We start from the raw sequence: 25,750 nt of genomic DNA, 5'->3' as shown, positions 1-25,750 counted from the left end.
AAATAAACCCATAGAACTAAATTAGATATATTTTTCTCAAAGTCCGCAAAAACGGACTTATTTTGTATGTAGCTAATTTAATAATCATCTCTGATGCCCTATGATATTGATAATAGGAAAATGGGAAAAATAATGCCAGAGATTTATGGTGAATTTTTTCTATTATCCAGAACTCAAAACAATGTTCTATGCTGATGTGAAACGTCGTCTAAAATTACCTCTACAATTTATCTTAATTGTGCCTTTTGTTATCCAAATTGTTGCTACCGTTGGACTTGTAGGATATCTCTCCTGGAGCAACCGACAAAAGGCAGTAAATCAACTTGCTAATCAACTCCTCAATCAAGTGAATCTGCTAGTTAATCAGCACTTAGAGACTTATTTAAAAACTCCGCATCAGATTAATCAAATTAATGTAGATGCTGTCAACATGGGAATGCTAAATTTAAGTGATTTGCAGACTACAGGTAATTATTTTGCTAAACAGATGCAAGTATTTGATGTTGACTATATTCGCTTTGCAAATGCTCAAGGTGAATTTATTGGCGTTGAACGTTTAGATAATGGTCAATTCTTAATTAATGAAGTTTCTCAAAGCAAGGGAATTGGTAAACTTTATGTTTACAGAACTGATAATCAACTAAATCGCCAAAATTTAATAGCAGTTAAAAATTATGATCCTCGCCTAGCAACTTGGTATACAAATGCAGTTAAGGTTAATCAACCCACATCGAGTCAAATATATCAATGGCAAGATCAACCAGAAATTTTTTCCATATCTTCTAGTTATTCTTTAAATGAGAAGCAACATAAATTTACTGGTGTGATGAGTGTGGATTTGACACTACCACAAATTAGTAATTTGCTAGCAGGTTTAAAAAATCCTAAAAATCATCAGGTATTTATCTTAGAACCTTCAGGTTTAATAGTCGCTAGTTCTCTAAAAGAATCACTATTTTCAATAGTCAATGGTAAAACACAAAGACTATCAGTTTTAAATAGTAAAAATAAGTTAATTCAAAGTATAAGCAAAGATTTACAAGTTAGGTTTGGGCAATTTAAAAATATTCAAAATACTCAACAAATTTACATAAAAATACAAGATAAAAAATACTTTGTGCAAGTTACACCTTGGCATAATGAACTAGGTTTAGATTGGTTGGTGGTGGTAGTTATGCCTGAGAGTGACTTAATGGCAGCAATTGAAACCAATACTCATGTCACTATATTGTTGTGTCTAGGGGCGTTAATTCTAGGTACTACTATAGGTGTATACACTGCTCGTTGGATAGCTAATCCTATTTTAAAATTAATTCATGCTAGTAGTGCGATCGCCTACAGTAGTTCCGAGGCTATCCCATCTAGCAACCTTGAGCAAATAGTGGACATTTCTATTATTAATGAACTGAGTATTTTGTCCCAATCTTTTAACCAAATGGCTGGTCAACTAAGTGAAGTTTTGACAGTCTTAGAAAAGACTAATCAAGAATTAGAGCAACGACTGACACAAAGAACGGCAGAACTAACAGCAGCTAAAGAATCTGCCGATGCCTCTAACCATGCTAAAAGCGAATTTTTAGCTAAAATCAGCCATGAACTTCGTACCCCGTTAAATGGCATTCTTGGCTATGCACAAATTCTGCAATTTGATCCAGAAATTAGTGCAGAACAAATGGAGGGGGTTAACATTATTTACAATTGTGGTTCTCATCTTTTAAATTTAATTAATGATATTTTAGACATTGCTAAAATTGAATCTAATAAACTAGAACTTCATCCCGAAGCCTTTGATCTTCAAAAATTATTATTAATCGTTGCTGATATTTGTCGCGTTAAGGCAGAAGAAAAACATATAAGTTTTATTTGCCGATTAGACTCTAATTTACCAACTACTGTTTATGCAGATGAAAAACGACTACGGCAAGTTTTAATTAATCTTGTAGGTAATGCTATTAAGTTTACCCAAGATGGAATAGTAACTTTGATTGTGGAAGTAGTTAATCATTCTAGAACTAACCAGGATTTACAAGTCACTACAATTAGATTTCAAATTGTAGATACAGGTATTGGTATGAAAAATGCAGAAATAGCAACAATATTTTTACCTTTTGAACAGGTGGGAAGCAATTTACAAAAATCAGCAGGTACAGGGTTAGGGTTGGCAATTAGTCACCAAATTGTGCAAATCATGGGTAGCGAAATTAAGGTTAAGAGTATTTATGGCCAAGGCAGTAAATTTTGGTTTGATTTAGATTTACCAATAGCAAATATTGGGATAATATCAGATTTATCCATACAGCAAGCAAATATGATGGCATATCCCACAGTTGATCAACATCAGGAGGAGATAGTATTTCCCCCTTCAGGGGAATTGATCAATTTATATCAAGCTGCTAAAGCTGGCTATACTGTTGGTATTCAAGAAGAAATCAGCCGCATTCAAAATTTAGATGAAAAGTACCAGGAGTTTTCTAGGCGAATTTGGCAATTACTGGAAAACTTTGATGATGAGGCTATTGTAGAAATTATCTTACCCTATTTAGATTGTCAAATCTTCCCTAGAAAGTAACTCCAGCCAAAACGCAGATGAATATAAAATACCTTATAGGATTAATAAATGAGTAATTACGCTAATAGCTCAATTTTAATTGTAGATGATGTTCCAGCAAATATCAAGGTTTTGTTTGTAATTCTCAATCAGGCAGGGTTTAAAGTTTCTGTAGCTAAAAACGGTAAAAGTGCTTTAAAAAAAGCAGAGGAAACATTACCACATTTAATTCTATTAGATGTGATTATGCCAGATATGGATGGGTTTGAAACTTGCCGTCAACTTAAAGAAAATCCGAAAACTAAAAATATTCCAGTAATTTTTATGACGGCTCGTTCTGATTTGGTTGATAAAGTTAAAGGACTGAAAATAGGAGCGGTAGACTATCTTACTAAGCCTATTGAATATGAGGAAGTATTAGCTAGAATTAATGTTCATTTAGAATTGCGCCGGACTCAACTTAAGTTGGCACAGGAAGAAAAAATGTCTGCATTGGGACAATTAATATCAGGAATTGCCCATGAAATCAATAATCCTGTGAACTTTATTGCTGGTAATTTAAATCATGCTCAAAATTATATTGCAGATTTATTAAAATTATTAATTCTCTACGAAAAACACACTCAAAATTTAGATCCAGAAATTCAGGATTTTGCCGAGCAGATTGATATTGACTTTATTAAACAAGACTTACCTCAGCTATTATCCTCTATGAGAATGGGGACTGAAAGAGTTGAAAAAATTGTGCGATCGCTGCGTTTATTATCACGCTTAGATCATACAGAATTTCAAGCATTTAACATCCATGAAGGCATCAATAGCACACTAATTATTTTAAATCATCGTCTCAAAGGCACATCAAACCGTCCAGAAATCAATATAGTTAAAAATTATGGTGAATTACCTTTAGTAGAGTGCTATCCAGGTCAACTCAACCAAGTATTTATGAATCTTCTTGTCAATGCTATTGATGCTATAGAAGAATCATTAAGTAGTGACATCTCTGAACAACCGACAATTGAAATTTTTACAGCAGTCACAGAAGATCAACAATCTGTATTCATTACAATTACTGACAATGGTATAGGAATTTCTGAAGAAATACAACAGAGGATGTTTGATCAGTTTTTTACTACTAAACCCCTAGGCAAAGGTACAGGTTTCGGTCTGGCGATCGCTCATGAAATTATAGTAGAAAATCATCAGGGTACTTTAGAAGTAAAATCCTCTCCTGGGAAGGGAGCGCAATTTTTAATTACTATTCCTATTCAACAGACACTCAGCAATCTACCCTAGATAATTGCCAATTTTTACCAGGCTGTTGTTCTAGTCAATTTTATGGGAATTATATGCTTGTAGGCTCTGGCTATTGAGACATTTCATAGGTGCAAAATAGCGGTGGTGAACTATGTAGACGAGAACATTGTCAAAAGAGTTCACCAGAGAAGGAGAAATATTTATCTCTAGCGGCGTGTTAGTCCATCACCACTGAGCCGACAAATTGGATATTTTTTAGTTGGAAAACCCTTAAGAATAACTATACACCTAACTATAGATGACAATGGTTAATATATCAATAGAACATAATTTAATTTTAGTTGTAGATGATACTATTACAAATTTAGAAATTATCTCAACAGAGCTAATTGCCAGTGGGTTTAATGTTGTAACAGCTATTAATGGAGAACAGGCAATCGAGAAAATACAATCTCAATTACCAGATTTAGTTTTATTAGATGTAATGATGCCTAGAATGGATGGCTTTGAAACCTGTAAACATTTAAAAGCCAATCCACTTACTCATGATATTCCAGTCATTTTCATGACGGGTATTACAGATACAGATAGTAAAGTTAATGGTTTAAGTTTGGGTGCTGTTGATTACATCACCAAACCCTTTCAAAAAGAAGAAGTATTAGCTCGAATTAAAACACATTTACAACTGAGGAGTCTGACTAAAAATTTAGAAAAAATGGTAGCAGAGCGTACTGCTAAACTCGATAACGCATTACGAGAATTGCAAGAATTTCAAGTCCAACTCGTTAAACAAGAAAAAATGTCTGTACTGGGACAGTTAGTTACAGGTATCGCTCATGAAATTAACAATCCTGTGAGCTGTATTTATGGGAATTTAGGTCATACTCTTGCATATTTCCAAAATATGATTAACGTTCTTGACCTTTATCAACATCATTACCCCCAACCTGCAACAGAGATTCAAGAAGAAATCACAGCCATAGACTTAGAATATATACGTTATGACTTACCAAACTTAATTTCTGCCATGAAAGAAGGTATTCAGCGCATTCGAGAGATTAGCAGTGGTCTGAGAATTTTTTCTAGAGCTGATACAGAAAATAAAGTTAAGTGTAATATTCATGAAGGTATTGATAGTACGCTGCTAATTCTTAAGCATCGTCTCAAAGGTTCAGAAAATTGTCCTCCTATTGAAGTGATTAAAAGTTATGGTGATTTACCTTTGATAGAATGCTTTCCTGGACAATTAAATCAGGTATTTATGAATCTATTAGCTAATGCCATTGATGCTATAGAAGAAGCAAATATTGGACTTAGCATAGAGGATCTGCAAAAGAAATCTCATCACATCATTATTAAAACTATCCTGAACACCAATAAAACTCAGGTAATAATTAAAATTAAAGATAATGGAGTAGGAATGCCTAATGAAATTCAACAAAGAATATTTGACCACTTATTTACCACTAAAGATGTTGGCAAAGGTACGGGTTTAGGATTATCAATTGCCCAGCAAATCGTTGTCCAAAAACATTACGGCAGTTTAGATGTTAGTTCTGTTGTTGGGGGAGGATCAGAGTTTACAATTACTATTCCGAGTACATAGCTGCCTCATCAGCAAAAAATTGTGGAAATATAAATCTTTCTGTTTACTCAATAGTAAATTTATGATCAAAATTTGGGAATTATATGGCTATAGACCTGAAGTCACCATAGAGTTAAATTGATGTTTAAGATAGTAGTTGGCCATAGCAATGATCCCGACTCCTTAGCAGCAGTGGAGGAAGTAATTCAGCAATGTACTACTTCCTTGAGTGGAGATATTCCTCAAGCCGGTATTTTATTTAGTGCTATTGACTTTGACCATAATCTAATATTACAAGCTATTCATCAAGCTTTTCCAGGAATTGAGTTAATTGGTGGAACTACTGATGGAGAAATTTCTTCAGTTTTAGAGTTTCAGCAAGACTCAATTACTTTAATGTTATTTTGCTCAGATGAAATAGAAATTTTTGCAGGTGTGGGACTAAAAGTTTCTGCTGATCCCATTGGGGCGGCTAAACAAGCTGTGGAACAAGCAAAAGCGAAAACTACTAAAGTAGCTCAACTATGTTTAACCCATCCAGAAAGTTTAACTACTAGCGGTGTATCGATATTAGATGGCTTAAAATTAGCGTTGGGAGAAAAATTTCCTATATTTGGTGGTTTAGCAGCTGATCAATCAAAATATCAGAATACCTATCAATTCTTTCAAACACAAGTTGTCAGCGATTCTGTTCCCATTTTATTATTCTCCGGTAATGTTCTATTTTCCCACGGTGTAGCTAGTGGTTGGTTTCCCATTGGTAAAACTAGCCAAGTCACCAAAGCCGAGAAAAATATAGTCTACGAAATTGATGGTAAACCTGCTTTAGATTTCTATCGGTATTATTTAGATACATTACCGCCTTCAATGGAATATCCCCTAGCAATTTTAGATGACGACGGAGTCAGTTTTTATCTGAGAGCGCCCATCGCCTATGATGAAACAACAGGTAGCATTACATTTTTTGCAGATATTCCTGAACAAGCAACAATTCAAATTGCTGAAGCTGGACATCAAGATATTTTGGCAGCTTCTCACGCATCATTTATGAATGCTATTCATAGTTATCCAGGCACAGAACCAGTCGGCGTATTATTTTTTTCCTGTGTTGCTAGGCGGCAAATCTTAGGTATGCAAACCCAACAAGAGTATCTGAATACTAAAAATTATGTAAATCAATTTTTACCTGCTTGTGGTTTTTATTCTAATGGCGAAATCGCGCCCATAAAATCTACTGGTAAAACGCAATTTCATAATGAAACATTTGTGACTTTAATTTTAGGAACTCGGTAGATAATCCCAGAAATTATGAATTGTGAACAGGAAATACAAAGGCTTGAAAAAGCCAATAGAATACTACAAAAAAAGTTAGAGCGTGCTGCAATAGACCGAATGCAGTTAGAAGAAACAAATCGCAAAAAGGAATCATTACTTAAAAAAGTAATTGATGAACTGCAAGAATCACAAATCCAGTTAAAACAAAGAACTTTAGAACTAGAACAGACATTAATAAACCTTCAGACAATGCAGGATAAAATGTCTCTTTTAGGTGGATTAGTCGCAGACGTAGCTCATGAAATTAACAATCCTATCGGTTTTATTATGGGGAATATTACCCCAGCTATTGAATATATTAATGAATTATTATATTTGATTGAACTCTATCAAAAGTGTTATCCTGAGCCACTTAAAGAAATCACAAACCAAATTAAACTTATGGATTTAGAATATGTGCGTGAGGATTTACCCAAACTGATTATGTCAATGAAAGAAGGTACTGATCGCATTAGTAATCTCAGTGCTAGTTTGCGAACTTTTGCCCGTTCTGATACAGAGTCGAAATTACCTTTTAATATTCATGATGGTATTAATAGTACTCTTTTAATTCTGAAGCATCGTTTAAAAGCTAATCAAAATCGTCCAGAAATTCAAGTAATTAAAAATTATGGAGATATTCCTTTAATAGATTGTTACCCTGGGCAACTTAATCAAGTTTTCATGAACATTTTAGCTAATGCAATTGATGCCTTAGAAGAGTCTAATCATGGGCTAAGTTTTGCAACAATTGAAGAAAAACCTAATATAATTATTATTAAAACTTTATTTAATTATCATAATAATTCTGTATTAATTAGTATTAAAGATAATGCTTTAGGTATGCCTAAAGAAGTGAAATCAAAAATTTTTGAACATTCATTTACTACTAAATCTGTAGGCAAAGGTACGGGTTTAGGATTATCAATTGCTCATCAAATTATTGTCCATAAGCATAGCGGTAAAATAGAAGTTGAATCCACGTTAGGAGAGGGATCAGAATTTATTATTACTTTGCCTATTAGTTGTTAAGGGAAACAGTGAACAGGTATAGATAAGAGAGAACTAAAGTTCTCACTACAAACAAAAATGGCTAATAGCATTTGCACTATTAGCCATTAGTTGTTGAGAAATTATGAGTCTACAAACCTTCTGATTTTTCAGGAGGAATAGCACTCACTTGAATGGGATTACTGACAACTGCTGCTGTTTGCAAAATAGCAGTATGAGTTACAGAATTGTTTGCCAAGGTAAACAAAGGATTAGACAAAATGCCGGCGAGGGAAGTAGCAATGAGAGTTACTATTAACCCAACTTGCAAAGGTCTAAGTCCAGGTAAATTCCAACGTACTGGGGGATAATTCTTCACTACGTCGGACATTTCTTGGGGTTCTTTGACTACCATCATTTTAACTACACGAATGTAGTAATAGATGGAGACAACGCTGGTTACTAAACCCAGGAGAACTAACCAATAAAGACCGGCTTGCCAACCTGCCCAGAACAGGTAAATTTTGCCGAAGAATCCAGCTAGGGGCGGAATACCACCTAAAGACAGGAGGGAGAGACTTAAACCCAAGGTGAGTAGGGGGTCTTTTTGGTATAAACCTGAGTATTCGGCGATTTGGTCTGTTCCTGTGCGGAGGGAGAAGAGAATCACACAGGTAAAACCGCACAGGTTCATGAATAGATATACCAGCAAGTAAAAAATCATGCTGGCGTAACCGGCATCAGTCCCAGCAATTAAGCCAATCATCACAAACCCGGCTTGGGCAATGGATGAATAAGCCAACATCCGTTTCATGCTGGTTTGGGCAAGGGCGACGACGTTACCCAAAATCATACTGAGGACGGCTAGGGCGGTGAAGACAAATTTCCACTCCTCAGCGACGAGGGGAAAAACTACGGTGAGTAAGCGGATAGCCAGGGCAAATCCGGCTGCTTTAGAACCCACAGACAAAAAGGCGATAACTGGGGTAGGTGCGCCTTCATAAACGTCTGGTGTCCATTGGTGGAAGGGTGCAGCAGAGATTTTAAACCCAATACCTGCGATTACAAATACTAGGGCAATCACCAAACCCAAAGATTGACCAGCATTAGCTTGAGCTATACCATTAGCGATCGCACTCAGTTCTGTTTGTCCACCAGACAGACCGTACAATAATGATACACCGTACAAAAATACTGCGGTGCTGGAAGCTCCAATTAATAGGTATTTCAGAGCCGCTTCATTAGAACGGGGGTCACGCTTGGTATAACCGGTAAGTAAATAAGAGGAGATACTCAGGGTTTCTAGGGAGATGAAAATCATCACCAATTCACTAGCCCCAGAGACAAACATCCCTCCTAGAGTTGCTGTCAATAAAATGGCGATAAATTCTGCTAAAGCAGTGCCACTCTGCTCAACGTAGCGAATTGACATCAGTATAGTGACTGCGGCAGACAAAGCAACGATACCACGAAAGACGATACTGAGGTCGTCGCCATTAAAACCACCGCTAAAGGAAATGGGATTGGTAGCATCCCATTGAAATACTAGGGCGACAGTCGCAGATAGTAAACCTGCGATCGCTAGATATCCAATCCAGCGCGAAGATGTCCGCCCTAAAATCAAATCAACAAGCAAAACCCCCATGAGGGTAACAATGACAATTCCCTCTGGTAAAATCGTTCCCGCATTTAATTGGGATGCAAGATTAGCAAAATCCATGAGATATATAGGTTTTGGCGATTAGACATTAAGGCTCACTGTGTTCAGGGTAACGGAAATTCTTCTACAATTTCAAGACCCTTCATGATCATGAAGGGTCAACAAACAACGTAACGTAAATTTAATGAACTACTTTACACAATTCACTAAACAGTAAGTTTGTTACTTTACTCATTAACTTGCCTTGAATATGCTTACCGTTTAGCAGTTTCTCACCTTGTTCTGTAACGTTAGCTTTGAGTGAATCGCGGTAGTTGAGCAGTTCTTTGGTTAGTTCATTATCTGGTAATCGTCCAGTTTCTACACCAGTTAAGATGTACTGCCAAAGTGAAATTCTACACAGTGAAGAACCACTAGCTTTTTCAACTAAACCATCACCGGACTGCTCAAGGGTTGTACCCATGCCTAGGCGCATTTTGAAAGTATCGCGGCTACGGTTGCGCTTGATTCGTTTGGTTTCACCAGCAAGTCGTTTAACAACGGTTTCACCATTTTTACGATCGCGCTCAGTTTTTTTGACTTCTCTGACTTCATACTCAATAACAGGCCTGCCATCGACCCCTAAAAATGATTCAAAAGGGTAGATTCTGGTAAGTAAACGCGATCGCACTCGTAACCCAAAACCAAATTTATCAAACACTTTCATGTAAGGCGCAAAGGCTGATTGAGTAAGTATTTCTCTAATTCTGCCTTCAAGATGCTGCTCATAAAGTGAGATGTCACACATCCACTGAGCATGGAGTTCTAAAATTGGGTCTATCTCAATGCCGTAATCACGGGCAATGGATATTTTATAGCGGTTTTCTATCCTGGTTTTTCCGGCGGGTGAAATTTCCAGCCTTTTCGCCAACCAAGCCCAAAGCGGTGGGAGTAACCCTGGCTTAGTAGATTTACTTCTAGTGTTAGCAACTTCTGGGAACTGCCAGGCCAGAAGTTGCCGGGCATAATTCACAATTGGCGACTGAACACGGTTGAGGTGTTCAAGTTGCTGGCAGAGGTCGCGGAGTTCATCTATAAGTTCGGGTTGGTGCATGAGAAAATATCTCATGTTCAATTTACCATTTTCGAGTAGATGATCTGGGTCGTGACCGTAAGCGGCCATAGCCAAAGCATCGGCAGCATCGGATTTATTCGGTAAATTTTTGCCACCACGGTAACGCCTGAGTTCAACGTGACCAACCCATAAAATTTTAATTTCTAACTTTTTAAGAATAGATGCCCACAGTCTAGAATAATGATTTCCTGTTGGCTCAATAATTGCAAAATCTGGTTTGGTTTCTATTAAGTAATTTGCAAAATCAAAAGCTGATTTTTGCTTTTTTATAACATCTGGATTGGAATAAAAAGCAGGGTATAAGCTTGATGCTTTATTCCTTGTTTTATTCCAATGATTTTGCAATCCTCCTTTGGGATATTGTGTTAAAATATGGGTTGTTATGCTGTTTTTGCTAACATCAATTCCCAAAATCTTTAATTGAATTGTCATGGTTCTGCGAAAAAATAAGGTGGTTTTCAGGACTGGCATCCTTTAGTAAACCCGAACTTAAGAGCGCACGAATCACCCTAACGCCCCACATAACAGGGGCGCGATTCAGGAGTAAACGCAATTCGGGGAATTAGTAAGAGAAAAGCCGCGCATGAACACAGAAACGCCTCACTGTAGGAGCGCAATTCACTCTTGACGCTGCACTTTCTCTAACTAATTTGCGGAATTGATTTGGACTCAATCCGCGACGCTGACAATTTGTCAGCGTTTCGGCTACTGAGTCAGGTAGCCATCATCAGGCGGGCGGATGGTCTAAATCTCGTTCCAGGTAGTAAGCCTCAACACTTTTTTCAATCTGTTCAGGAGTTAATTGATCACATTGCTCATTGGCTTCGTTAGCGATTCTTGCAACCCAATAGGTATCAGGTTGATTTGTGGCATAACAAAGATACTTGATGGCAATTGCCATTGCTAATGTGTTAACCACATAGTGTTCTTTGTTAATTAAAAATTGAGAATTATCTTTATTCATAAATGTCCTCATCGTCATATTCTTCGCTTGGGTCGTAGTAAGGTGGCATTTTTCCCCATTTAGTTGACCAAAAATCATCACCACGTAAATAGTCACGTCCACATTCTTGAGGCGGACTACCAGGAATTAAAATCATGGCTATCCCTTGGGCAAATAGTTGAACATATCCACCTTCGGGATTTTTTAAGTCAGTCCAGCAGTGGCAGTTGTTAATAAAAATTTCTTTTTCTCTGTGCCATTCCAGTTTGAAAAATTCATAATGCCAACGCTGGGGATTGCCCCAATCTTGGGGACGATAAAATGTCATAAGTGGCTGTTCTGCTTGCGAACCGTCTTCATTTAGTCCGTAAATAGTCACAGCGTTGTGAACTTCAGTAATTTTTTTCTCGGTCATAAATTTCTACGGTTTTTGACTCGGTGATTGGAACAGGTGCAACGGTCAGCAGCTTCTAGCCAGGTGTCACGAATGGCTGTGGCATTTTCACCAAAGAAAGTTTGCTGTTCACCGTTGTGCCAGGTGATGACAGCGATGGGGTTGGGTAACTCCTCAAACTGCACTTGGCGGACTTGGGCTAGATTTAACCAACCGGCGGTGGGTGTTTTGCAGGTAAACACTGTAGGAACTGATATGATTTGCATAGAATCTACGTCGCTGTGGATTCGGAATTTTAGCGATCGCACTCCTCCAAATCCAAGCAGTGCGATCGCACGAAAGCGATGGCTTTTGCCATCGCTTCAAAAAAATATCAGTAGTTAGAAACTGCCAACGGTATCGTTATCCGGGGACGTTGCCCCAGAGTCAAAAGGGATGTTATCAATCTCCGATACGGGTGATTTAACTGCGGTTACTTGTTTTTGAAGTTCGCGTAACTCCTGTCTAAGCTGCCTGATTTCCTGTTGAATTTTTTGGCTAGCATCTTCTCGGATTTTGCGTTCAACCATTTCCGCAAGACGTGAGATTTGTTCTTCTACGTCATCTGTCTCGAAAACTTCAGCAAACAGTTCTAATCTCTTAGACTCGTAGTTCCCCAAGTTGAGAACTCGTTGATAACTAATGGTTTTGATTTGCATATTGTTTGTGCTAATTTTTACTTGGTAGACGTTCCGACTCTGAAAGCGATCGCACTTCGATGCTCCTAGTGCGCTCGCTTTTGAAATTTTGAGTTATCCTTAAACAACTTCTGGCTTGGGTTGGTGGTCGAAAACTACTGCAAAGCTCCCCCCTCCCTGGCGCAGAATGCTCATGTAGGCATCAGCATCAGTGCGCGTGCGAAGACGAGCAACGCAGATATTGTTGCCGTTGGGCAAGTATTGGAAAATTGCCCAAGGTCTAATTTCGTCGCGGTAAGACATCTATTAAATCTCCTGAATTTTGAAAAAATCACCAGCACGAGGTGTACACCTGGCAAGTGCTGGTGTGTGCGAGCTATCAAGTGTTTATCTACGTAAGGAATCGCCGGGGGCATCTCCGGCGAAAACCTATTAAACCTATAAAAAATGGTGTGTGGTCGGTTCGATTTGCGTCTAAATTGTTTCTCCTTTACTAAACAACAAAATCTGTGGCGCGATGGTGAAGTGAATGCGCCGGGTGTAGGGGTGTGGGGAGTGGGGAAACTCCCATGACTAATTACCAATGACCAATGACTGATCACTGACAGGTGACTTTTGGCTGAGGGTGTTTCCACGCAAGGTCTAGGCGTGGGTGCTTGCTCCTGAATTTGCCCTCACAGGCACATCGGCAAGGGTGAGGGGGGAGCGTGTTTAAAGTATCAGTTTTTTTGCACGTGATACATTGGAACTGTTATTATTAATTGCACGTGCAAAAACATAAGTCAAGGGGTACTGACTAAATGCACGTGCATACTCCCGGAATAAGCACGTGCAATAATTGAGGAGTCGAATATGATGGCCAAGGATGCAAAACGAAAATCAAGAGAGAAAGACAGTCAACGCAACATTGAGAATGAATGTTCAGGACTGGGAAGCGTTGCAAACGAAAGCTCAACAAATGGGATTGAGCAGAACGAAGTTCTTGACACAAATAGCGAGGGGCGAAATTCAACTAGAGAAGAAAATATTATTGGAGGACAGGGAACTATTGGGAAAATCCTTAAGCAACTCCAAGAGTTGCAACAGGCTCACTTAAATTATGTAGATGCTCACAAAGAACGACTGGAAGCAAGATTACAAGAAAATGAATTACACCGTAGCCAAGTCATTGAAGGAATGCAACAGTTAGAAAACCTTCTGACTAAGCTTTTAGGTGAAATAGAAGAACAGCCTTAAACCGTCCCACCTATGGGTGAGGGCGGTTTTGATTTATGAAATAACCGTGAAGATTGAAATGCGAGGCTTTACCGATGTGTTTAAGGTAACATTCCTCGCATAGTGGAATTGAACATCTACCTTTCAATTCCTATGGAAATTCTAATTCAACTACTCCTCAATCTTCTGATTATTTATTACTGCATAGTCGCCTTGATCAACATATTTCAGTATGTTCGTTGCGAGTGGCAAGCGTTTATTTGCAAGTGGAATCGCAGACCACAGGGGAGAGTCTCCCATTCATACCGCACCGACCCCAGAAACAGATACTTACAAAGCGATTTACTCACCTTGCTCAAAGGTGACGTTCCCACCGCCAAGCGACTTTTAGCACAACAGAGGCGAAAAAATCCCGGTCAGTCAGATAACTGGTACTTAGAGAAAGTTATTCACGACCTGGAGCGCGATCGCCGACGCAGTTAAAACCACCCTGAACCGGGTGGCTTGCATCTATCTACTCGGATTATGACAGGAAAGCCAAAATTACAAAATACCCAGTGGACAGAAGCACATGACGCTTACTGTCTCGAAAACAAACTCACCCCCGCCGCCAAACTCCTGTGGCAATGGCTAATCCGCCAGGGAATCGGGGATGAGCAAGAACCAGACCTGAAAGAATTTAACCAATGGGTAGAAAAGCACCGGGGCAAAGGATACACCAGACCAACCCTCAAAGATGCCCTAGCCCAACTCGTTGATTGTCGAGTGGTGCAGATAGTCAAACAATTTACGTGGCGAATTGTACGAATAGTTACACGTCCCCTTGATTGGCTCAACCCGAAAAAAAATTTACGCCATCGACATCAAAATTGCGATTCACGACCCTCAAACCCGCAATCAGCCGATGACACCCCTAACAGCAGCAGCAATTCCTCTAATGACACAGCTTCCCGTGAGGAGATTCTCGCAGTCTGTTCTGAAGCAGGTATCTTTTATCACCCTGAAAAACCTGCCAAAATCTTCAACTACTCACTTGATGATGTGCTGTTAGCTATTGGGGTTTACAAATTGCGATCAGCCCAAGAGCGAATACGTAACCCTCAAGGATGGCTGATTGATTGCCTAGAGTGGCGTTACTGGGAAGACATGATGGCTTGGGGTGGATTATGAAACAACAATCATTATTCGACCTGCAACAGTTCACTACCCCCCATTCCCTACCCCCTAATTACGATTCGTATTGGGATGAAATAGATACTCAGCAGAAAAATACACACACTGTTCTGGAGCAAACTAAGGGAGCATTAAAACCTTATTCTAATGTTCTGGAGCAAGCAACAACCGATACAATTAAATCTGCTCCAGAACACAATCACTGGGTAGAAAAGTACACCGTGATTCGTTACGGGAAAGAACATCATTATTACCGTTACCTGTGGATGTCAGGGCGGAAGCTGCACCATGTTCATATACCCGGTGGTAATGTCAAAAGCGCGATCGCAATTGCCAGGAAACAAGAAATTGAAATTGCGATCGCGGCTGGGAAATCACCAAGGGAGATTGAGAAAATTATTCACTCCTGGCGTAATGTTCGGGGTTAATGTTCGGAGATGTCCCCCTGCCCCCCTGCCCCCCTGTCCCCTATGCCCAATGCCCCATGCCCAATACCCCTAGTGTCAAGCATTCTCAATAATATTATTGATTCCCGGCGCGAAGCTGTGGGCCTATAACATGGGGTTCAAAGTATTGATTTTTCGTTCATTTATCAATAAGAAGTCTTTTATCGCAAAAATATTATTGATAGTAGGTGGCATTAAGGTTATAAAAATGCGATCGCGTAAATCACCAAAACGCGATCGCTAGATCAGGAAATTACTGTTGTCTAATTTTACTCACAAAAAAATAGCGATCGCGTTAGTCGGCGCGGTCGCTGCTAATTAAACCTTTTAGAACTTTTAAAACTTAATAGCTACAACTATAAACAAAAAAAATAGCGATCGCGGCTGTTGAAAGGCGATCGCATCTTCCATAAATAAACGCTTTAAAATCTTCTGAGACTCCACTATGTCACGGAATCATAGATTGCGGGTATAGTTTCTCGGCTTCATCCCAAGCCTTATCAGCAAGTTCTTCAAGTGCTTTTGCTAAGTCATAGGGTTGATCATAGCGTCCCAGTTGGAATTGGACATAAAAATCATTAATTAGTTCATTCATAGTGTGGCGATCGCTCCTCTAATTTGGTCAACATCAACATCGATGTAACGCTCCAAAGCCTTAAAATCACGATGTCCGGTAATTTTCTTAATCGTGTAAGGACTTGTACCGTTACGGTGCAGCTTAGTTATAAAGCTGCGGCGGGTGGAATGAGTGCTGATACCCTTAGCTGAAAAACCGGCCTTTTCACAAGCCCGGTGCAAAATGTCATAGGCATTACGCCAAGTCATCGACTTTTCACCGTCCCGGCTAGGAAACAACCAGACACTATCCCCCGGTGGTGAGTAAGAAGCTAAAGACTCATTCAAAACGGGATGTACAGGCACTTGGCGAGTTTCCCGGCTACCATCAGGCCGACGCTTGCGAGTCGATGATCTAAAAGTGATAGTGTCACGAGGTGAACCATCGCTGTTGTAAACATCGCTTACCTTCAGCTGAACAATTGCCCCCCATCGTTCCCCCGTATACCAAGCTAAATCTAGAAGCAACTTATATTTTTGAGTTTTTAATTGCCGTCGTAGCTTAGAATATTCAGCGTCGGTAAGAATAGATGCTTGCCCACACCTATTATTTTTCATCTTTAATTTTCCTCTTTTGATATTCCGGTTTAACCAAGGTGATAAGTTAAATCGGAATATTTTTATTTTTAGCTATCAGCTAAAAGTGCATCAATCCTAGCTGTATCAATACTTTTACGTCCTCAGCAATTGTTCTGCTTTTACATAAAACTGGAAGATTTACTAATTCTTAAATGCAGACTAAAACGGATTTATTCACTACATCAAAAATCCGAAATATGGCAGAACCTACATTAGTTCAAGTATTTGGCGCAAACGCTGTACAAGATGCGACAACTTTAACCATTACCAAAGCTGATTTAGTCGATGCTGGTTTAACAGTATCCGCCACCAATACGGCTGAATCATTGTTAATTGCAATTCTTTTGAAGGCGCAACAGTATCTTACACAAACAAATCAAGACTCTAACAGCGACCAAAGCGTTGTTATCAGTAACGGTTTTCTCCCATCGTTTGTAAGCCGTGGTGATGCGACTTATCGCCAAGATACGCTAACCGTGGCAATGGATAAACCAGCCGGAAGTACAGCAATAGATCCAGACGATTATTAATGACACTTCTACCCTTAACCCTGGCTCAAATTTTCGGTGAAAATGCGAGTCAGGATGACACTCAATTGGTTATTCATAAAGCCGATTTACCAAGCTTAACCCCCATGCTTAGTAACACGGCTGAGTCCTTGTTGATAGCACTCTTGTTAAATGCTATTAGGAATTTTTCAGGTTACTTAGAAGATGATAACTATCAGCAAATAACTGACGAGAATAATAATCCCATTGAATTTGATAATTCAGAAGCTTTTGAAAATTTGAAAATATTACATTGGAACAACAGGTTTGTTAAATCCAATAATGCACTTTGCATTAGAAATACATTAGTTATTTTAAAAAATACTCAACATGAAGATTAACGAATTTCCCGAAATATCAGAAATTACAGATAATGATTTTATACTTTGCTGGGATGCAGAAACAGGAACAACTAGAAAAATAAAAGCTTTTGATTTAAAAGCTTATTTCGCAACAGAAACCCAAAACACAGAGGTTTTAAGTTATCAATCAGACGGAGACACAAATGGCTTATTTTATTATCTAGGTACTAACAAAAATACTGTTTCGTTCACCAATCCTCAAAATACTTCTGTTGTAATCTCAGCTAGTGCAACTGGTGCGGGTAGCGTGGCAAATCTAACAAATAGAATAGCAGATGAATTTTATACACCGAGTGCCTTAAATAGTTGGGTTAAAGTTTTCCTTATTTCTGGCACGTTAAAACCTAGTTATTACTCACTAAGGAATAGAAACACTACACAGCACTATCTTAGAAACTGGAAATTCCAGGGAAGTAATGATGATGTTAACTGGGAAGACATTGATACACAAGTTAACAACACAACTATTAATGCAGCATCTCAATGGCTGAGTATTCCTGTTACTTCTAACACCCATTACAAACATTTCAGGATTTTACAGACAGGCGTAAATAGCAATAGTTTTTATTATTTATGCCTTGGTGAAATAGAACTATATGGGGAGTACATCTATTAATGTTTTGCAATGAAGGCGATAAGCCAAGAGTTGAATATTACTCTCAATCCAAAGGTAAACAAATTTATCAATCTAAAGTTGCTCCGATTGAAGTGATTTTAGATAGAGTCAAAAAAAACGACAAAGGCGAAGATTACAACGCTGAAGGATTTACTATCAAATATGCAAACGGTGGTGAGCAAACAGTAATCAATTATCGTACTCAAAACAATAACTCTGAAATTCAGTTTTGGAGTTGTGGTAATCCCGAATGGGACAACCCACAACCAGACGGAAGTTATTCAGTTTGGTATCCGTTGTCTAGCCCGATTGTAGAGATAGATAAATCTAGAGGGTGTCCGCCGCCAATTCCCCCGCAAGATTATGCAATCAGGATTTTACATGATGGGGTAAAAATATTTTCTGATAGAAGCGATACAGAGATTAGTTATACAGTAATTTGTGGGAATTGCCCCCCAGGAACTATTGAATGTAAATGCCCTGAGTATCCCGGCTACTGCTGTATACCTTGCAATGAAATTAGGCAAGGAATAGCAGCTGCAACATCAGCAATCAGGAGAATTAACAATGGCTGATTGCTGTAATGAGATTAGGGCAGAATTAGCGGCTTTACGTGCTGAAATCGCCAAGATTAAGCCTGTTGATGAACGGCGAATAATTAAAGCATCTGTAGCAGAAGCGGAAGCTTTAATCATCCCAGCCGTATTAACATTAATTGCTACTAAATTAGCCCCATTATTGCAATCTATTGATAGCGCGGTAGCCCTAGCAAATGCAGCCATGAAAGCCGCCGCCACCGCCGCATCTACAGCAGCAGCAGCCGCCGCAAAAGTCGCAGCATTAGCAGCCGCGATCGCAGCAATATTAATTTCTATCGCAGGAATTGAAATTTTAGGCCGGCGTATTGATGCTGTAGAAAGAGGCTTGGCAGGGTTTAATAATGATTTTTCACGGCTAATTAATGCCATTGCAGGAGTTAGGGCAATTGCTGAAAACGCCCAATCTACTGCCAACAGTGCTAATGGTACAGCGAATAAGGCTGATAGCACGGCTAATCAAGCATTGTTCAAGGCTGGAAATGCCGAAGCTGTCGCAGGAGATGCCAGAACCAAGGCAGATAGAGCGATAGAAGTAGCTAACAAAGCAATCTCTACAGCTGCTGATGCTCAATCACTCGCTAGGCAAGCTGGGGAACAAGCGAGGGAAGCTGCTGTTAGAGCTAACACCGCAATCAGTGCGGCTGATCAAGCCAGAGTAATGGCGACAACTGCGACAGCAACAGCCGAAAACGCATTAGGAATTGGAAATACGGCAGTTATCACAGCTAGAAGAGCGATAGATACAGCCGATGAAGCAATGAGAGTTGCTCGTAGCATCCCAGCCGGGCGTAAAGGTGAAAAAGGCGATCGCGGTGAAAGAGGATTGCAGGGGATACAGGGAATACAGGGCATCCCCGGAGCGATGGGGCAAAGAGGGGAGATAGGCTTACAAGGCTTAAGGGGTGCAAGAGGTTTCCAAGGTTTAAGAGGCCAGAAAGGTGAAAAGGGCGAAAAAGGACAAGATGCAGAGATGGACGCACAATCGAAGGCTTTATTAAAACAAATCGCTACCAACGCAGCATTTATTCCTGCACTAGTGGCAAGACCAGCCCCCTTGAGCTATTCGCAAGCTACACAAGCCGCCGCTACTGGAACTTGTAGCACAACAAAACCGGGAGGGTGTCTCCACAACCTCCACAATCAAACTAACAATACCATTCAAAATGGTTTTAATAATCTCTCTAACTTTTTAAATGGTTTAGGTATTGCGAATCTAACAAACACGGTAAACGGTATTAATACTAAGCTTGGTAGTCAGCTTAAAAATGGTATTAGCGGGGCGGTGAATAGCATAGCAAACAATCAATTAACCCAAGCTATTAGTAATTACCTGATTTTAGCTACGACCATACATAATGCGCTGATGTTAAGCCGTAGTTTGGGTGAAACTCTTTTTGCAACAGTTGACGTAGTTCTTAAGGTGTTTGGAATCAACATTAAAAATGCCCAAGGCGAAGAAGTTGGGACAGGCGTGTTAATAAATAACGCTATTAAAGGTTTAGTTATTGGAGTAATAGGAGAAGCACAATTTAAAGCGGCTTCCGATACATGGAATAGAGCCAGCAGAATTTATCAAGCATCAGCCAACTTATTAAATGCTGTTCAATCTATAGGACAAAGCATTATCAACGCATTACAAGTAGTTGGCGGTAATGTCGCCAAGATAGGAAATGCTCTTAGGATTTGGGGCGAAGTTAGCGATAAAGCTTACAACTTCATGAACCCTCAACCCAATTTTCAAAACAGATTTTTTACTGGTTTAGAAACTGCTGAAACTGTAGTTAGTCACGTTAATAGCGTGGCTAGTGAAACATTAAGCGTCAAAGAAACAATTGGTCAACTAGGAACATTAAAAGCTGACCTTGATAAAAATTTAAAAGGTGACGAAGGCAGTAAACCAAGTCCTACTGTTCCAGAAGCAGTCAATATTAAAACCCAAGTAGAAGCCAGCAAACTAGCATCTGTCGGACAGGAAATGGTAGAAGCTGACCTAGAACCCGATGAAATAGAGGAGAACCCCACACCCAATGGTTAACACAGGCGAAACTACAACCACTACAAAGCTAAAATCCGACTTACCGGAAGTCTTTTTAAAGTTCAACACTTTTACTAATTTCGATGCAATTTCTATTAATGGAATAGCGGAAACAGGGGGGAGATTTTGTACCTTTGAAATCAGTGTTACCGGAGTAAAGCTAGCCTTTGCTATAGCAACATTTAACCGATTATTTAACTATTTATTAAATTCAGTCAACAGTGATGTCAACCCGATAGCAGGGTTGAATACAGTCCCCATTCCTAATGTTGTGGGGGCTTTTGGTACAACTCCAGAGGGGGAATGTTTAATTCAAGTCGATAGATCCGAATTAGCTCCAACTGTTACTTTAACCTTCACGGGTCAAAATCTACGGTTAGACTACCTGGACGAATATTTAAACCGAACCCTTGCTTATTTAACAGAAGCATTACAGGGGGATTTAAATCCAGATGAATAAACTTTCGGAAGCGCAATTAAAGGCAGAGGAAGACAGAAGAAAGCGTGAGTTGATTGACTCTGTAATTCTCAATGTCTATAAAAACTCTGCAACTCCAGCAACTAGAACAGTAGAGGAATTTTTAGGAGTAGTTAAAACCCCAAGCCTTGATATCCCTGTCTATAAAGTTAAGCACTACACAGGCACTACAGAAAAAATAGAAAATGGAATGTTTAAGTTTTCTAGGTTTGTGGCTGATGTCGGAGGGGTGAAAATTTCTCAAGATACTTATGACGACTTAATGAAGCTTATAGGGGGTTTAACATGACCCTACCAGAGAATTTTAATGAATGGGAATTTTTGCAAGATACCCTCCGACGCTGGCACAATAAAGCCGTCGCGCAATACTTCAACAATCAAAAAGAAAATAGTATCGAAACCCCGAAAGAGGGATTGCGTCACGCTTGCACCATGAAGGATGAAGACACATCAACAATGACCCTCATGAGAATGTGGTTATTTGAGGTGACGGCTGGCCGACTGCAATCAGTTCAAGCCCCAATTTACGGTATACCTGTACAGGAATTTCAAAGAGAAACCAAGTTTAGACCACAAATCAAACTGTATTTTAAAGAACCTTATGACATCACAAAACATAGTGACGGCACAGAGCAAGTGCGGGGTGAAATCAGCTTTAGAATCATGAACAGAACTGCTGCAACTATTATGCCAACTGATGCAGCAGAATACGCCCGTGAAATTAAAGCGGAATTTGCTACACCGCCATTAATTTGGAAGAAAGGTAAATATAAATGCACTTATTTAGACTTGGAGAATGGTTTTGATTTACGTTTATTATGTATATCTAAAAGTGAAGGGATTAGTACAGTACAAAGTGTATTAAAAATTGTTGATAAGACTTACAGTGATAACAATTTTCAATTTATAGAAAATACTAAAGAATTTCCCACCAATCCAGGAACTCATATAATTTACGGGAAGTCTACAGAAAAATTTCGACAACGCCCGACTGCTGACGTGAAGTTTACCCATGCTCAATTAATTATTCCAGGACGAGTCAAGCCGGTTAATTTAGTCTCTGTTGGTAGACGACTACGCAACGCACTAGAAAATGTGTAATGGTTTTTTATCAAGTAAAAATTTTTTCGACAAGTTAACTTCCCACTGGTAAAAACCAATCAAAAACCATTGCTATGGTTGGATTGTACATAAAACTCAACAAAAAATAATATGGCTTATTCAGATATTAGTCGTGGTGTGAAATTGGCTCAGGATCACGCTAGGTATATGCAATGGCTGCAAAAAGATACTGAAGCTAGACAGGCCGCTTACGCCGCAATTACAACTCCGGCGAACCGGGCAAAAGCAGAACGAGTTCCTGGGTATATTATCCCGTTTGATGCCAGTGGCGCATCACTTGTTTATCTTCCTACCCGTTTACTCAGTGCCACTCAAAATGGTAGAGGTGCTGCGTTAGCTACCACGCTCAAAGGTATTGTTGATGAATACACCTTTAGCACTCAAGAAGTAGCTGCACTTACCACACCGAATATCTTAGAAAGTGCGAAAAAATTCAAATTTGCAAAAGTAACAATTATACAAAGGGTACAGACTGCTGAGACTAAAGAATCATCTAGAATCACAGGCAGAAAATACTTTAGACACGAAAATGATTCTGTTACCGCTAATTTTGGTAAAAAGCTGGCGGCTGATACTTATGACAGCGTAGTCCAAGCCATTAAAGAAAAGCCAGCATTTATTGGCTTATTTACTGGCTCTGATAACGCTGCTGCGAGCCGTTATCGTTTCGTTCCAGAAGGTGTGTAATGTCTATCGCATCCGACAATAATTCACTATGGATTCCTCAAGACATTGGGGATTTACTGACTGTTTCTGTTGATTGGGATGCGGATGAATCTACAGTTCAAGGAATGCTGAAAGTTAATGAATCGGCTGATCAATGGCTGAAAGGGCAATTAGACGATTACACATACTTTGAACTGTTAGATCATTACGGCATTAACCCTTATGGCTTTGTTGGCGAAGTTGAGGATCACATGGCTTTACTAATGAGGCGAACGTGAGAACTTTACAACTAAGCAACGCCGACAACTGGGAACAAATATATAACACTTCAGTTGCGGCGGTTTGGATTACCCCTACTGTTCATGCCGTTATTCCTAAAATCACAGTTCCCGTTTTGATAGATGCTCACGTTTTAGCAGTCTACATTACAACAGAAATTCCAGAGGGGCGAAGCTGGAATTTTGCGGGTTATCTTCACCAAGAATTTAATTTAGGCTTGACTGTTGGGGGAACTCCAGAAGCTGATGAAGTCTCTACGCGCAAGATTTTTCTTAACAGAATCAAGCTGATTACTTTTCCTAAGTTAACGCCTAACTATGCTATCTCGTTCGATGTTCCCAAATGGTTTACTAGCGTCAGTCTCATCGTTTGGAAATATATCGGTATTGATTATGACTCTGTTGAGCAATTATTAACTCAGGATATCCAACCGACATTAACACGCATTGAATCAAAAATTGATTCACTATGAAGATTGATATTAACAACGCTCTCACTATTCTTATAGGGCTTTTAACTGTGGTGGGGGCGATTTACCGATTAGCCCAAATCGAATCTAATATTAATGCTCGGATTGCCAAAGTAGAGAATGATTTACTAACAGCGATTGATCATCTAAAAGAAAATTTTGTAGATCGGCTGTACACCACTGAGAAAAAAATAGATGTACATTTGACTGAATATAGCGAGAAAAAACAGTTTCTCGAATATCGGCTAAATGATACCGATAAGCGAATTGAGCATAAATTTAACCGCTTGGCTAACTGGATTAAGCAGATAGCCGGGTTTCTCGGTAAGGAGTCGAATTTTCAGATCCGGGACGATCAGTTTTAACTCGCTGGGGATTCAGGGTAACGGAAATTCTTCTACAATTTCAAGACCCTTCATGATCATGAAGGGTCAACAAACAACGTAACGTAAATTTAATGAACTACTTTACACAATTCACTAAACAGTAAGTTTGTTACTTTACTCATTAACTTGCCTTGAATATGCTTACCGTTTAGCAGTTTCTCACCTTGTTCTGTAACGTTAGCTTTGAGTGAATCGCGGTAGTTGAGCAGTTCTTTGGTTAGTTCATTATCTGGTAATCGTCCAGTTTCTACACCAGTTAAGATGTACTGCCAAAGTGAAATTCTACACAGTGAAGAACCACTAGCTTTTTCAACTAAACCATCACCGGACTGCTCAAGGGTTGTACCCATGCCTAGGCGCATTTTGAAAGTATCGCGGCTACGGTTGCGCTTGATTCGTTTGGTTTCACCAGCAAGTCGTTTAACAACGGTTTCACCATTTTTACGATCGCGCTCAGTTTTTTTGACTTCTCTGACTTCATACTCAATAACAGGCCTGCCATCGACCCCTAAAAATGATTCAAAAGGGTAGATTCTGGTAAGTAAACGCGATCGCACTCGTAACCCAAAACCAAATTTATCAAACACTTTCATGTAAGGCGCAAAGGCTGATTGAGTAAGTATTTCTCTAATTCTGCCTTCAAGATGCTGCTCATAAAGTGAGATGTCACACATCCACTGAGCATGGAGTTCTAAAATTGGGTCTATCTCAATGCCGTAATCACGGGCAATGGATATTTTATAGCGGTTTTCTATCCTGGTTTTTCCGGCGGGTGAAATTTCCAGCCTTTTCGCCAACCAAGCCCAAAGCGGTGGGAGTAACCCTGGCTTAGTAGATTTACTTCTAGTGTTAGCAACTTCTGGGAACTGCCAGGCCAGAAGTTGCCGGGCATAATTCACAATTGGCGACTGAACACGGTTGAGGTGTTCAAGTTGCTGGCAGAGGTCGCGGAGTTCATCTATAAGTTCGGGTTGGTGCATGAGAAAATATCTCATGTTCAATTTACCATTTTCGAGTAGATGATCTGGGTCGTGACCGTAAGCGGCCATAGCCAAAGCATCGGCAGCATCGGATTTATTCGGTAAATTTTTGCCACCACGGTAACGCCTGAGTTCAACGTGACCAACCCATAAAATTTTAATTTCTAACTTTTTAAGAATAGATGCCCACAGTCTAGAATAATGATTTCCTGTTGGCTCAATAATTGCAAAATCTGGTTTGGTTTCTATTAAGTAATTTGCAAAATCAAAAGCTGATTTTTGCTTTTTTATAACATCTGGATTGGAATAAAAAGCAGGGTATAAGCTTGATGCTTTATTCCTTGTTTTATTCCAATGATTTTGCAATCCTCCTTTGGGATATTGTGTTAAAATATGGGTTGTTATGCTGTTTTTGCTAACATCAATTCCCAAAATCTTTAATTGAATTGTCATGGTTCTGCGAAAAAATAAGGTGGTTTTCAGGACTGGCATCCTTTAGTAAACCCGAACTTAAGAGCGCACGAATCACCCTAACGCCCCACATAACAGGGGCGCGATTCAGGAGTAAACGCAATTCGGGGAATTAGTAAGAGAAAAGCCGCGCATGAACACAGAAACGCCTCACTGTAGGAGCGCAATTCACTCTTGACGCTGCACTTTCTCTAACTAATTTGCGGAATTGATTTGGACTCAATCCGCG

31 protein-coding genes are annotated in these 25,750 nt (G+C 39.4%); 21 read left to right on the top strand and 10 right to left on the bottom strand.

Features of this window, described 5'->3' with window-relative positions; all coding sequences use genetic code 11:
• Positions 1-145 precede the first annotated feature (145 nt).
• The 5 genes from ACPZ3T_RS08750 (at position 146) to ACPZ3T_RS08730 (ending at position 7,736) form a co-directional block, all read left to right on the top strand.
• The gene (locus ACPZ3T_RS08750) at positions 146-2,569 is read left to right on the top strand and encodes a sensor histidine kinase (protein ID WP_490275269.1); all 2,424 of its coding nucleotides are present in this window, start codon (positions 146-148) and stop codon (positions 2,567-2,569) included.
• Positions 2,570-2,617: 48 nt separating this feature from the next.
• The gene (locus ACPZ3T_RS08745) at positions 2,618-3,844 is read left to right on the top strand and encodes a hybrid sensor histidine kinase/response regulator (RefSeq protein ID WP_490275267.1); all 1,227 of its coding nucleotides are present in this window, start codon (positions 2,618-2,620) and stop codon (positions 3,842-3,844) included.
• 265 nt (positions 3,845-4,109) lie between these two features.
• Positions 4,110-5,411: a sensor histidine kinase gene (locus ACPZ3T_RS08740; protein ID WP_490275265.1), complete on the top strand. Its 1,302-nt coding sequence runs from the start codon at positions 4,110-4,112 to the stop codon at positions 5,409-5,411.
• Between the two features lie 120 nt (positions 5,412-5,531).
• On the top strand, positions 5,532-6,683 hold the full coding sequence (locus tag ACPZ3T_RS08735; protein WP_490275263.1) for an FIST signal transduction protein: 1,152 nt from the start codon (positions 5,532-5,534) through the stop codon (positions 6,681-6,683).
• 15 nt (positions 6,684-6,698) lie between these two features.
• On the top strand, positions 6,699-7,736 hold the full coding sequence (locus ACPZ3T_RS08730; protein WP_490275261.1) for a sensor histidine kinase: 1,038 nt from the start codon (positions 6,699-6,701) through the stop codon (positions 7,734-7,736).
• Positions 7,737-7,845: 109 nt separating this feature from the next.
• Here ACPZ3T_RS08730 and ACPZ3T_RS08725 read toward each other — a convergent pair whose 3' ends face one another.
• The 7 genes from ACPZ3T_RS08725 to ACPZ3T_RS08695 all read right to left on the bottom strand — a co-directional run bounded on the left by ACPZ3T_RS08725 (position 7,846) and on the right by ACPZ3T_RS08695 (position 12,785).
• The gene (locus tag ACPZ3T_RS08725) at positions 7,846-9,414 is read right to left on the bottom strand and encodes an NAD(P)H-quinone oxidoreductase subunit N (protein WP_490275259.1); all 1,569 of its coding nucleotides are present in this window, start codon (positions 9,412-9,414) and stop codon (positions 7,846-7,848) included.
• Between the two features lie 121 nt (positions 9,415-9,535).
• Positions 9,536-10,900: an IS110 family transposase gene (locus tag ACPZ3T_RS08720; protein ID WP_490275257.1), complete on the bottom strand. Its 1,365-nt coding sequence runs from the start codon at positions 10,898-10,900 to the stop codon at positions 9,536-9,538.
• Between the two features lie 295 nt (positions 10,901-11,195).
• The gene (locus ACPZ3T_RS08715; protein WP_490275255.1) at positions 11,196-11,432 is read right to left on the bottom strand and encodes a hypothetical protein; all 237 of its coding nucleotides are present in this window, start codon (positions 11,430-11,432) and stop codon (positions 11,196-11,198) included.
• Entirely contained in the window at positions 11,425-11,826 is a 402-nt protein-coding gene (locus tag ACPZ3T_RS08710) for a hypothetical protein (protein WP_490275253.1), read from the bottom strand. Before ACPZ3T_RS08710 ends, ACPZ3T_RS08715 begins: the two co-directional genes overlap by 8 nt.
• Complete coding sequence (locus ACPZ3T_RS08705; protein WP_490275251.1) at positions 11,823-12,071, bottom strand: hypothetical protein; 249 nt, start codon at positions 12,069-12,071, stop codon at positions 11,823-11,825. Before ACPZ3T_RS08705 ends, ACPZ3T_RS08710 begins: the two co-directional genes overlap by 4 nt.
• 114 nt (positions 12,072-12,185) lie before the next feature.
• A complete protein-coding gene (locus ACPZ3T_RS08700) occupies positions 12,186-12,503 on the bottom strand; it encodes a hypothetical protein (protein WP_490275249.1) in 318 nt (105 codons plus the stop codon).
• A 99-nt stretch (positions 12,504-12,602) separates the two neighbouring features.
• Positions 12,603-12,785, bottom strand: a complete 183-nt coding sequence (locus tag ACPZ3T_RS08695; protein WP_490275247.1) for a hypothetical protein — start codon at positions 12,783-12,785, stop codon at positions 12,603-12,605.
• Between the two features lie 549 nt (positions 12,786-13,334).
• On the opposite strand from ACPZ3T_RS08695, the gene ACPZ3T_RS08690 reads away from it, so the two are divergent.
• From ACPZ3T_RS08690 to ACPZ3T_RS08675, 4 genes are all read left to right on the top strand, one after another.
• Positions 13,335-13,718, top strand: a complete 384-nt coding sequence (locus ACPZ3T_RS08690; protein ID WP_490275245.1) for a hypothetical protein — start codon at positions 13,335-13,337, stop codon at positions 13,716-13,718.
• A 132-nt stretch (positions 13,719-13,850) separates the two neighbouring features.
• Positions 13,851-14,180 carry a hypothetical protein gene (locus tag ACPZ3T_RS08685; protein ID WP_490275243.1) on the top strand — a complete coding sequence of 110 codons (330 nt, stop codon included), beginning with the start codon at positions 13,851-13,853 and terminating at the stop codon, positions 14,178-14,180.
• A gap of 42 nt (positions 14,181-14,222) precedes the next feature.
• Positions 14,223-14,867 carry a hypothetical protein gene (locus ACPZ3T_RS08680; protein ID WP_490275241.1) on the top strand — a complete coding sequence of 215 codons (645 nt, stop codon included), beginning with the start codon at positions 14,223-14,225 and terminating at the stop codon, positions 14,865-14,867.
• Positions 14,864-15,298, top strand: coding sequence for a hypothetical protein (locus ACPZ3T_RS08675; RefSeq protein ID WP_490275240.1), 435 nt, complete (start codon positions 14,864-14,866; stop codon positions 15,296-15,298). Before ACPZ3T_RS08680 ends, ACPZ3T_RS08675 begins: the two co-directional genes overlap by 4 nt.
• Before the next feature lie 466 nt (positions 15,299-15,764).
• Here ACPZ3T_RS08675 and ACPZ3T_RS08670 read toward each other — a convergent pair whose 3' ends face one another.
• A complete protein-coding gene (locus ACPZ3T_RS08670) occupies positions 15,765-15,911 on the bottom strand; it encodes a hypothetical protein (protein ID WP_490275238.1) in 147 nt (48 codons plus the stop codon).
• Positions 15,908-16,489 carry a tyrosine-type recombinase/integrase gene (locus ACPZ3T_RS08665; protein WP_490275236.1) on the bottom strand — a complete coding sequence of 194 codons (582 nt, stop codon included), beginning with the start codon at positions 16,487-16,489 and terminating at the stop codon, positions 15,908-15,910. The genes ACPZ3T_RS08670 and ACPZ3T_RS08665 overlap by 4 nt, the downstream gene beginning before the upstream one ends.
• A gap of 173 nt (positions 16,490-16,662) precedes the next feature.
• On the opposite strand from ACPZ3T_RS08665, the gene ACPZ3T_RS08660 reads away from it, so the two are divergent.
• The 12 genes from ACPZ3T_RS08660 (at position 16,663) to ACPZ3T_RS08605 (ending at position 24,049) form a co-directional block, all read left to right on the top strand.
• Complete coding sequence (locus ACPZ3T_RS08660) at positions 16,663-17,040, top strand: hypothetical protein (RefSeq protein WP_490275234.1); 378 nt, start codon at positions 16,663-16,665, stop codon at positions 17,038-17,040.
• Complete coding sequence (locus ACPZ3T_RS08655) at positions 17,040-17,399, top strand: hypothetical protein (RefSeq protein ID WP_490275232.1); 360 nt, start codon at positions 17,040-17,042, stop codon at positions 17,397-17,399. Before ACPZ3T_RS08660 ends, ACPZ3T_RS08655 begins: the two co-directional genes overlap by 1 nt.
• Positions 17,389-18,036, top strand: coding sequence for a hypothetical protein (locus ACPZ3T_RS08650; RefSeq protein WP_490275230.1), 648 nt, complete (start codon positions 17,389-17,391; stop codon positions 18,034-18,036). Before ACPZ3T_RS08655 ends, ACPZ3T_RS08650 begins: the two co-directional genes overlap by 11 nt.
• Complete coding sequence (locus ACPZ3T_RS08645; protein WP_490275228.1) at positions 18,036-18,611, top strand: hypothetical protein; 576 nt, start codon at positions 18,036-18,038, stop codon at positions 18,609-18,611. Before ACPZ3T_RS08650 ends, ACPZ3T_RS08645 begins: the two co-directional genes overlap by 1 nt.
• Positions 18,604-20,670, top strand: a complete 2,067-nt coding sequence (locus ACPZ3T_RS08640; RefSeq protein ID WP_490275226.1) for a collagen-like triple helix repeat-containing protein — start codon at positions 18,604-18,606, stop codon at positions 20,668-20,670. Before ACPZ3T_RS08645 ends, ACPZ3T_RS08640 begins: the two co-directional genes overlap by 8 nt.
• Positions 20,663-21,130, top strand: coding sequence for a hypothetical protein (locus ACPZ3T_RS08635; protein WP_490275224.1), 468 nt, complete (start codon positions 20,663-20,665; stop codon positions 21,128-21,130). Before ACPZ3T_RS08640 ends, ACPZ3T_RS08635 begins: the two co-directional genes overlap by 8 nt.
• Complete coding sequence (locus ACPZ3T_RS08630; RefSeq protein WP_490275222.1) at positions 21,123-21,437, top strand: hypothetical protein; 315 nt, start codon at positions 21,123-21,125, stop codon at positions 21,435-21,437. Before ACPZ3T_RS08635 ends, ACPZ3T_RS08630 begins: the two co-directional genes overlap by 8 nt.
• Complete coding sequence (locus ACPZ3T_RS08625) at positions 21,434-22,249, top strand: hypothetical protein (protein WP_490275220.1); 816 nt, start codon at positions 21,434-21,436, stop codon at positions 22,247-22,249. The genes ACPZ3T_RS08630 and ACPZ3T_RS08625 overlap by 4 nt, the downstream gene beginning before the upstream one ends.
• Positions 22,250-22,360: 111 nt before the next feature.
• Positions 22,361-22,957 carry a hypothetical protein gene (locus ACPZ3T_RS08620; protein ID WP_490275218.1) on the top strand — a complete coding sequence of 199 codons (597 nt, stop codon included), beginning with the start codon at positions 22,361-22,363 and terminating at the stop codon, positions 22,955-22,957.
• A complete protein-coding gene (locus ACPZ3T_RS08615) occupies positions 22,957-23,214 on the top strand; it encodes a hypothetical protein (protein WP_490275216.1) in 258 nt (85 codons plus the stop codon). Before ACPZ3T_RS08620 ends, ACPZ3T_RS08615 begins: the two co-directional genes overlap by 1 nt.
• Complete coding sequence (locus ACPZ3T_RS08610; protein WP_490275215.1) at positions 23,211-23,687, top strand: hypothetical protein; 477 nt, start codon at positions 23,211-23,213, stop codon at positions 23,685-23,687. The genes ACPZ3T_RS08615 and ACPZ3T_RS08610 overlap by 4 nt, the downstream gene beginning before the upstream one ends.
• Positions 23,684-24,049 carry a hypothetical protein gene (locus tag ACPZ3T_RS08605; RefSeq protein ID WP_490275213.1) on the top strand — a complete coding sequence of 122 codons (366 nt, stop codon included), beginning with the start codon at positions 23,684-23,686 and terminating at the stop codon, positions 24,047-24,049. The genes ACPZ3T_RS08610 and ACPZ3T_RS08605 overlap by 4 nt, the downstream gene beginning before the upstream one ends.
• Positions 24,050-24,138: 89 nt before the next feature.
• Here the strand turns inward: ACPZ3T_RS08605 and ACPZ3T_RS08600 are convergent, their stop codons facing one another.
• Positions 24,139-25,503, bottom strand: coding sequence for an IS110 family transposase (locus ACPZ3T_RS08600; RefSeq protein WP_490275257.1), 1,365 nt, complete (start codon positions 25,501-25,503; stop codon positions 24,139-24,141).
• Positions 25,504-25,750 lie beyond the last annotated feature (247 nt).

The organism is Aliinostoc maniaoense, assembly GCF_058172895.1.
The sequence above is the reverse complement of the archived record's forward strand: the minus strand, read 5'-3'. Positions and strand labels throughout refer to the sequence as shown.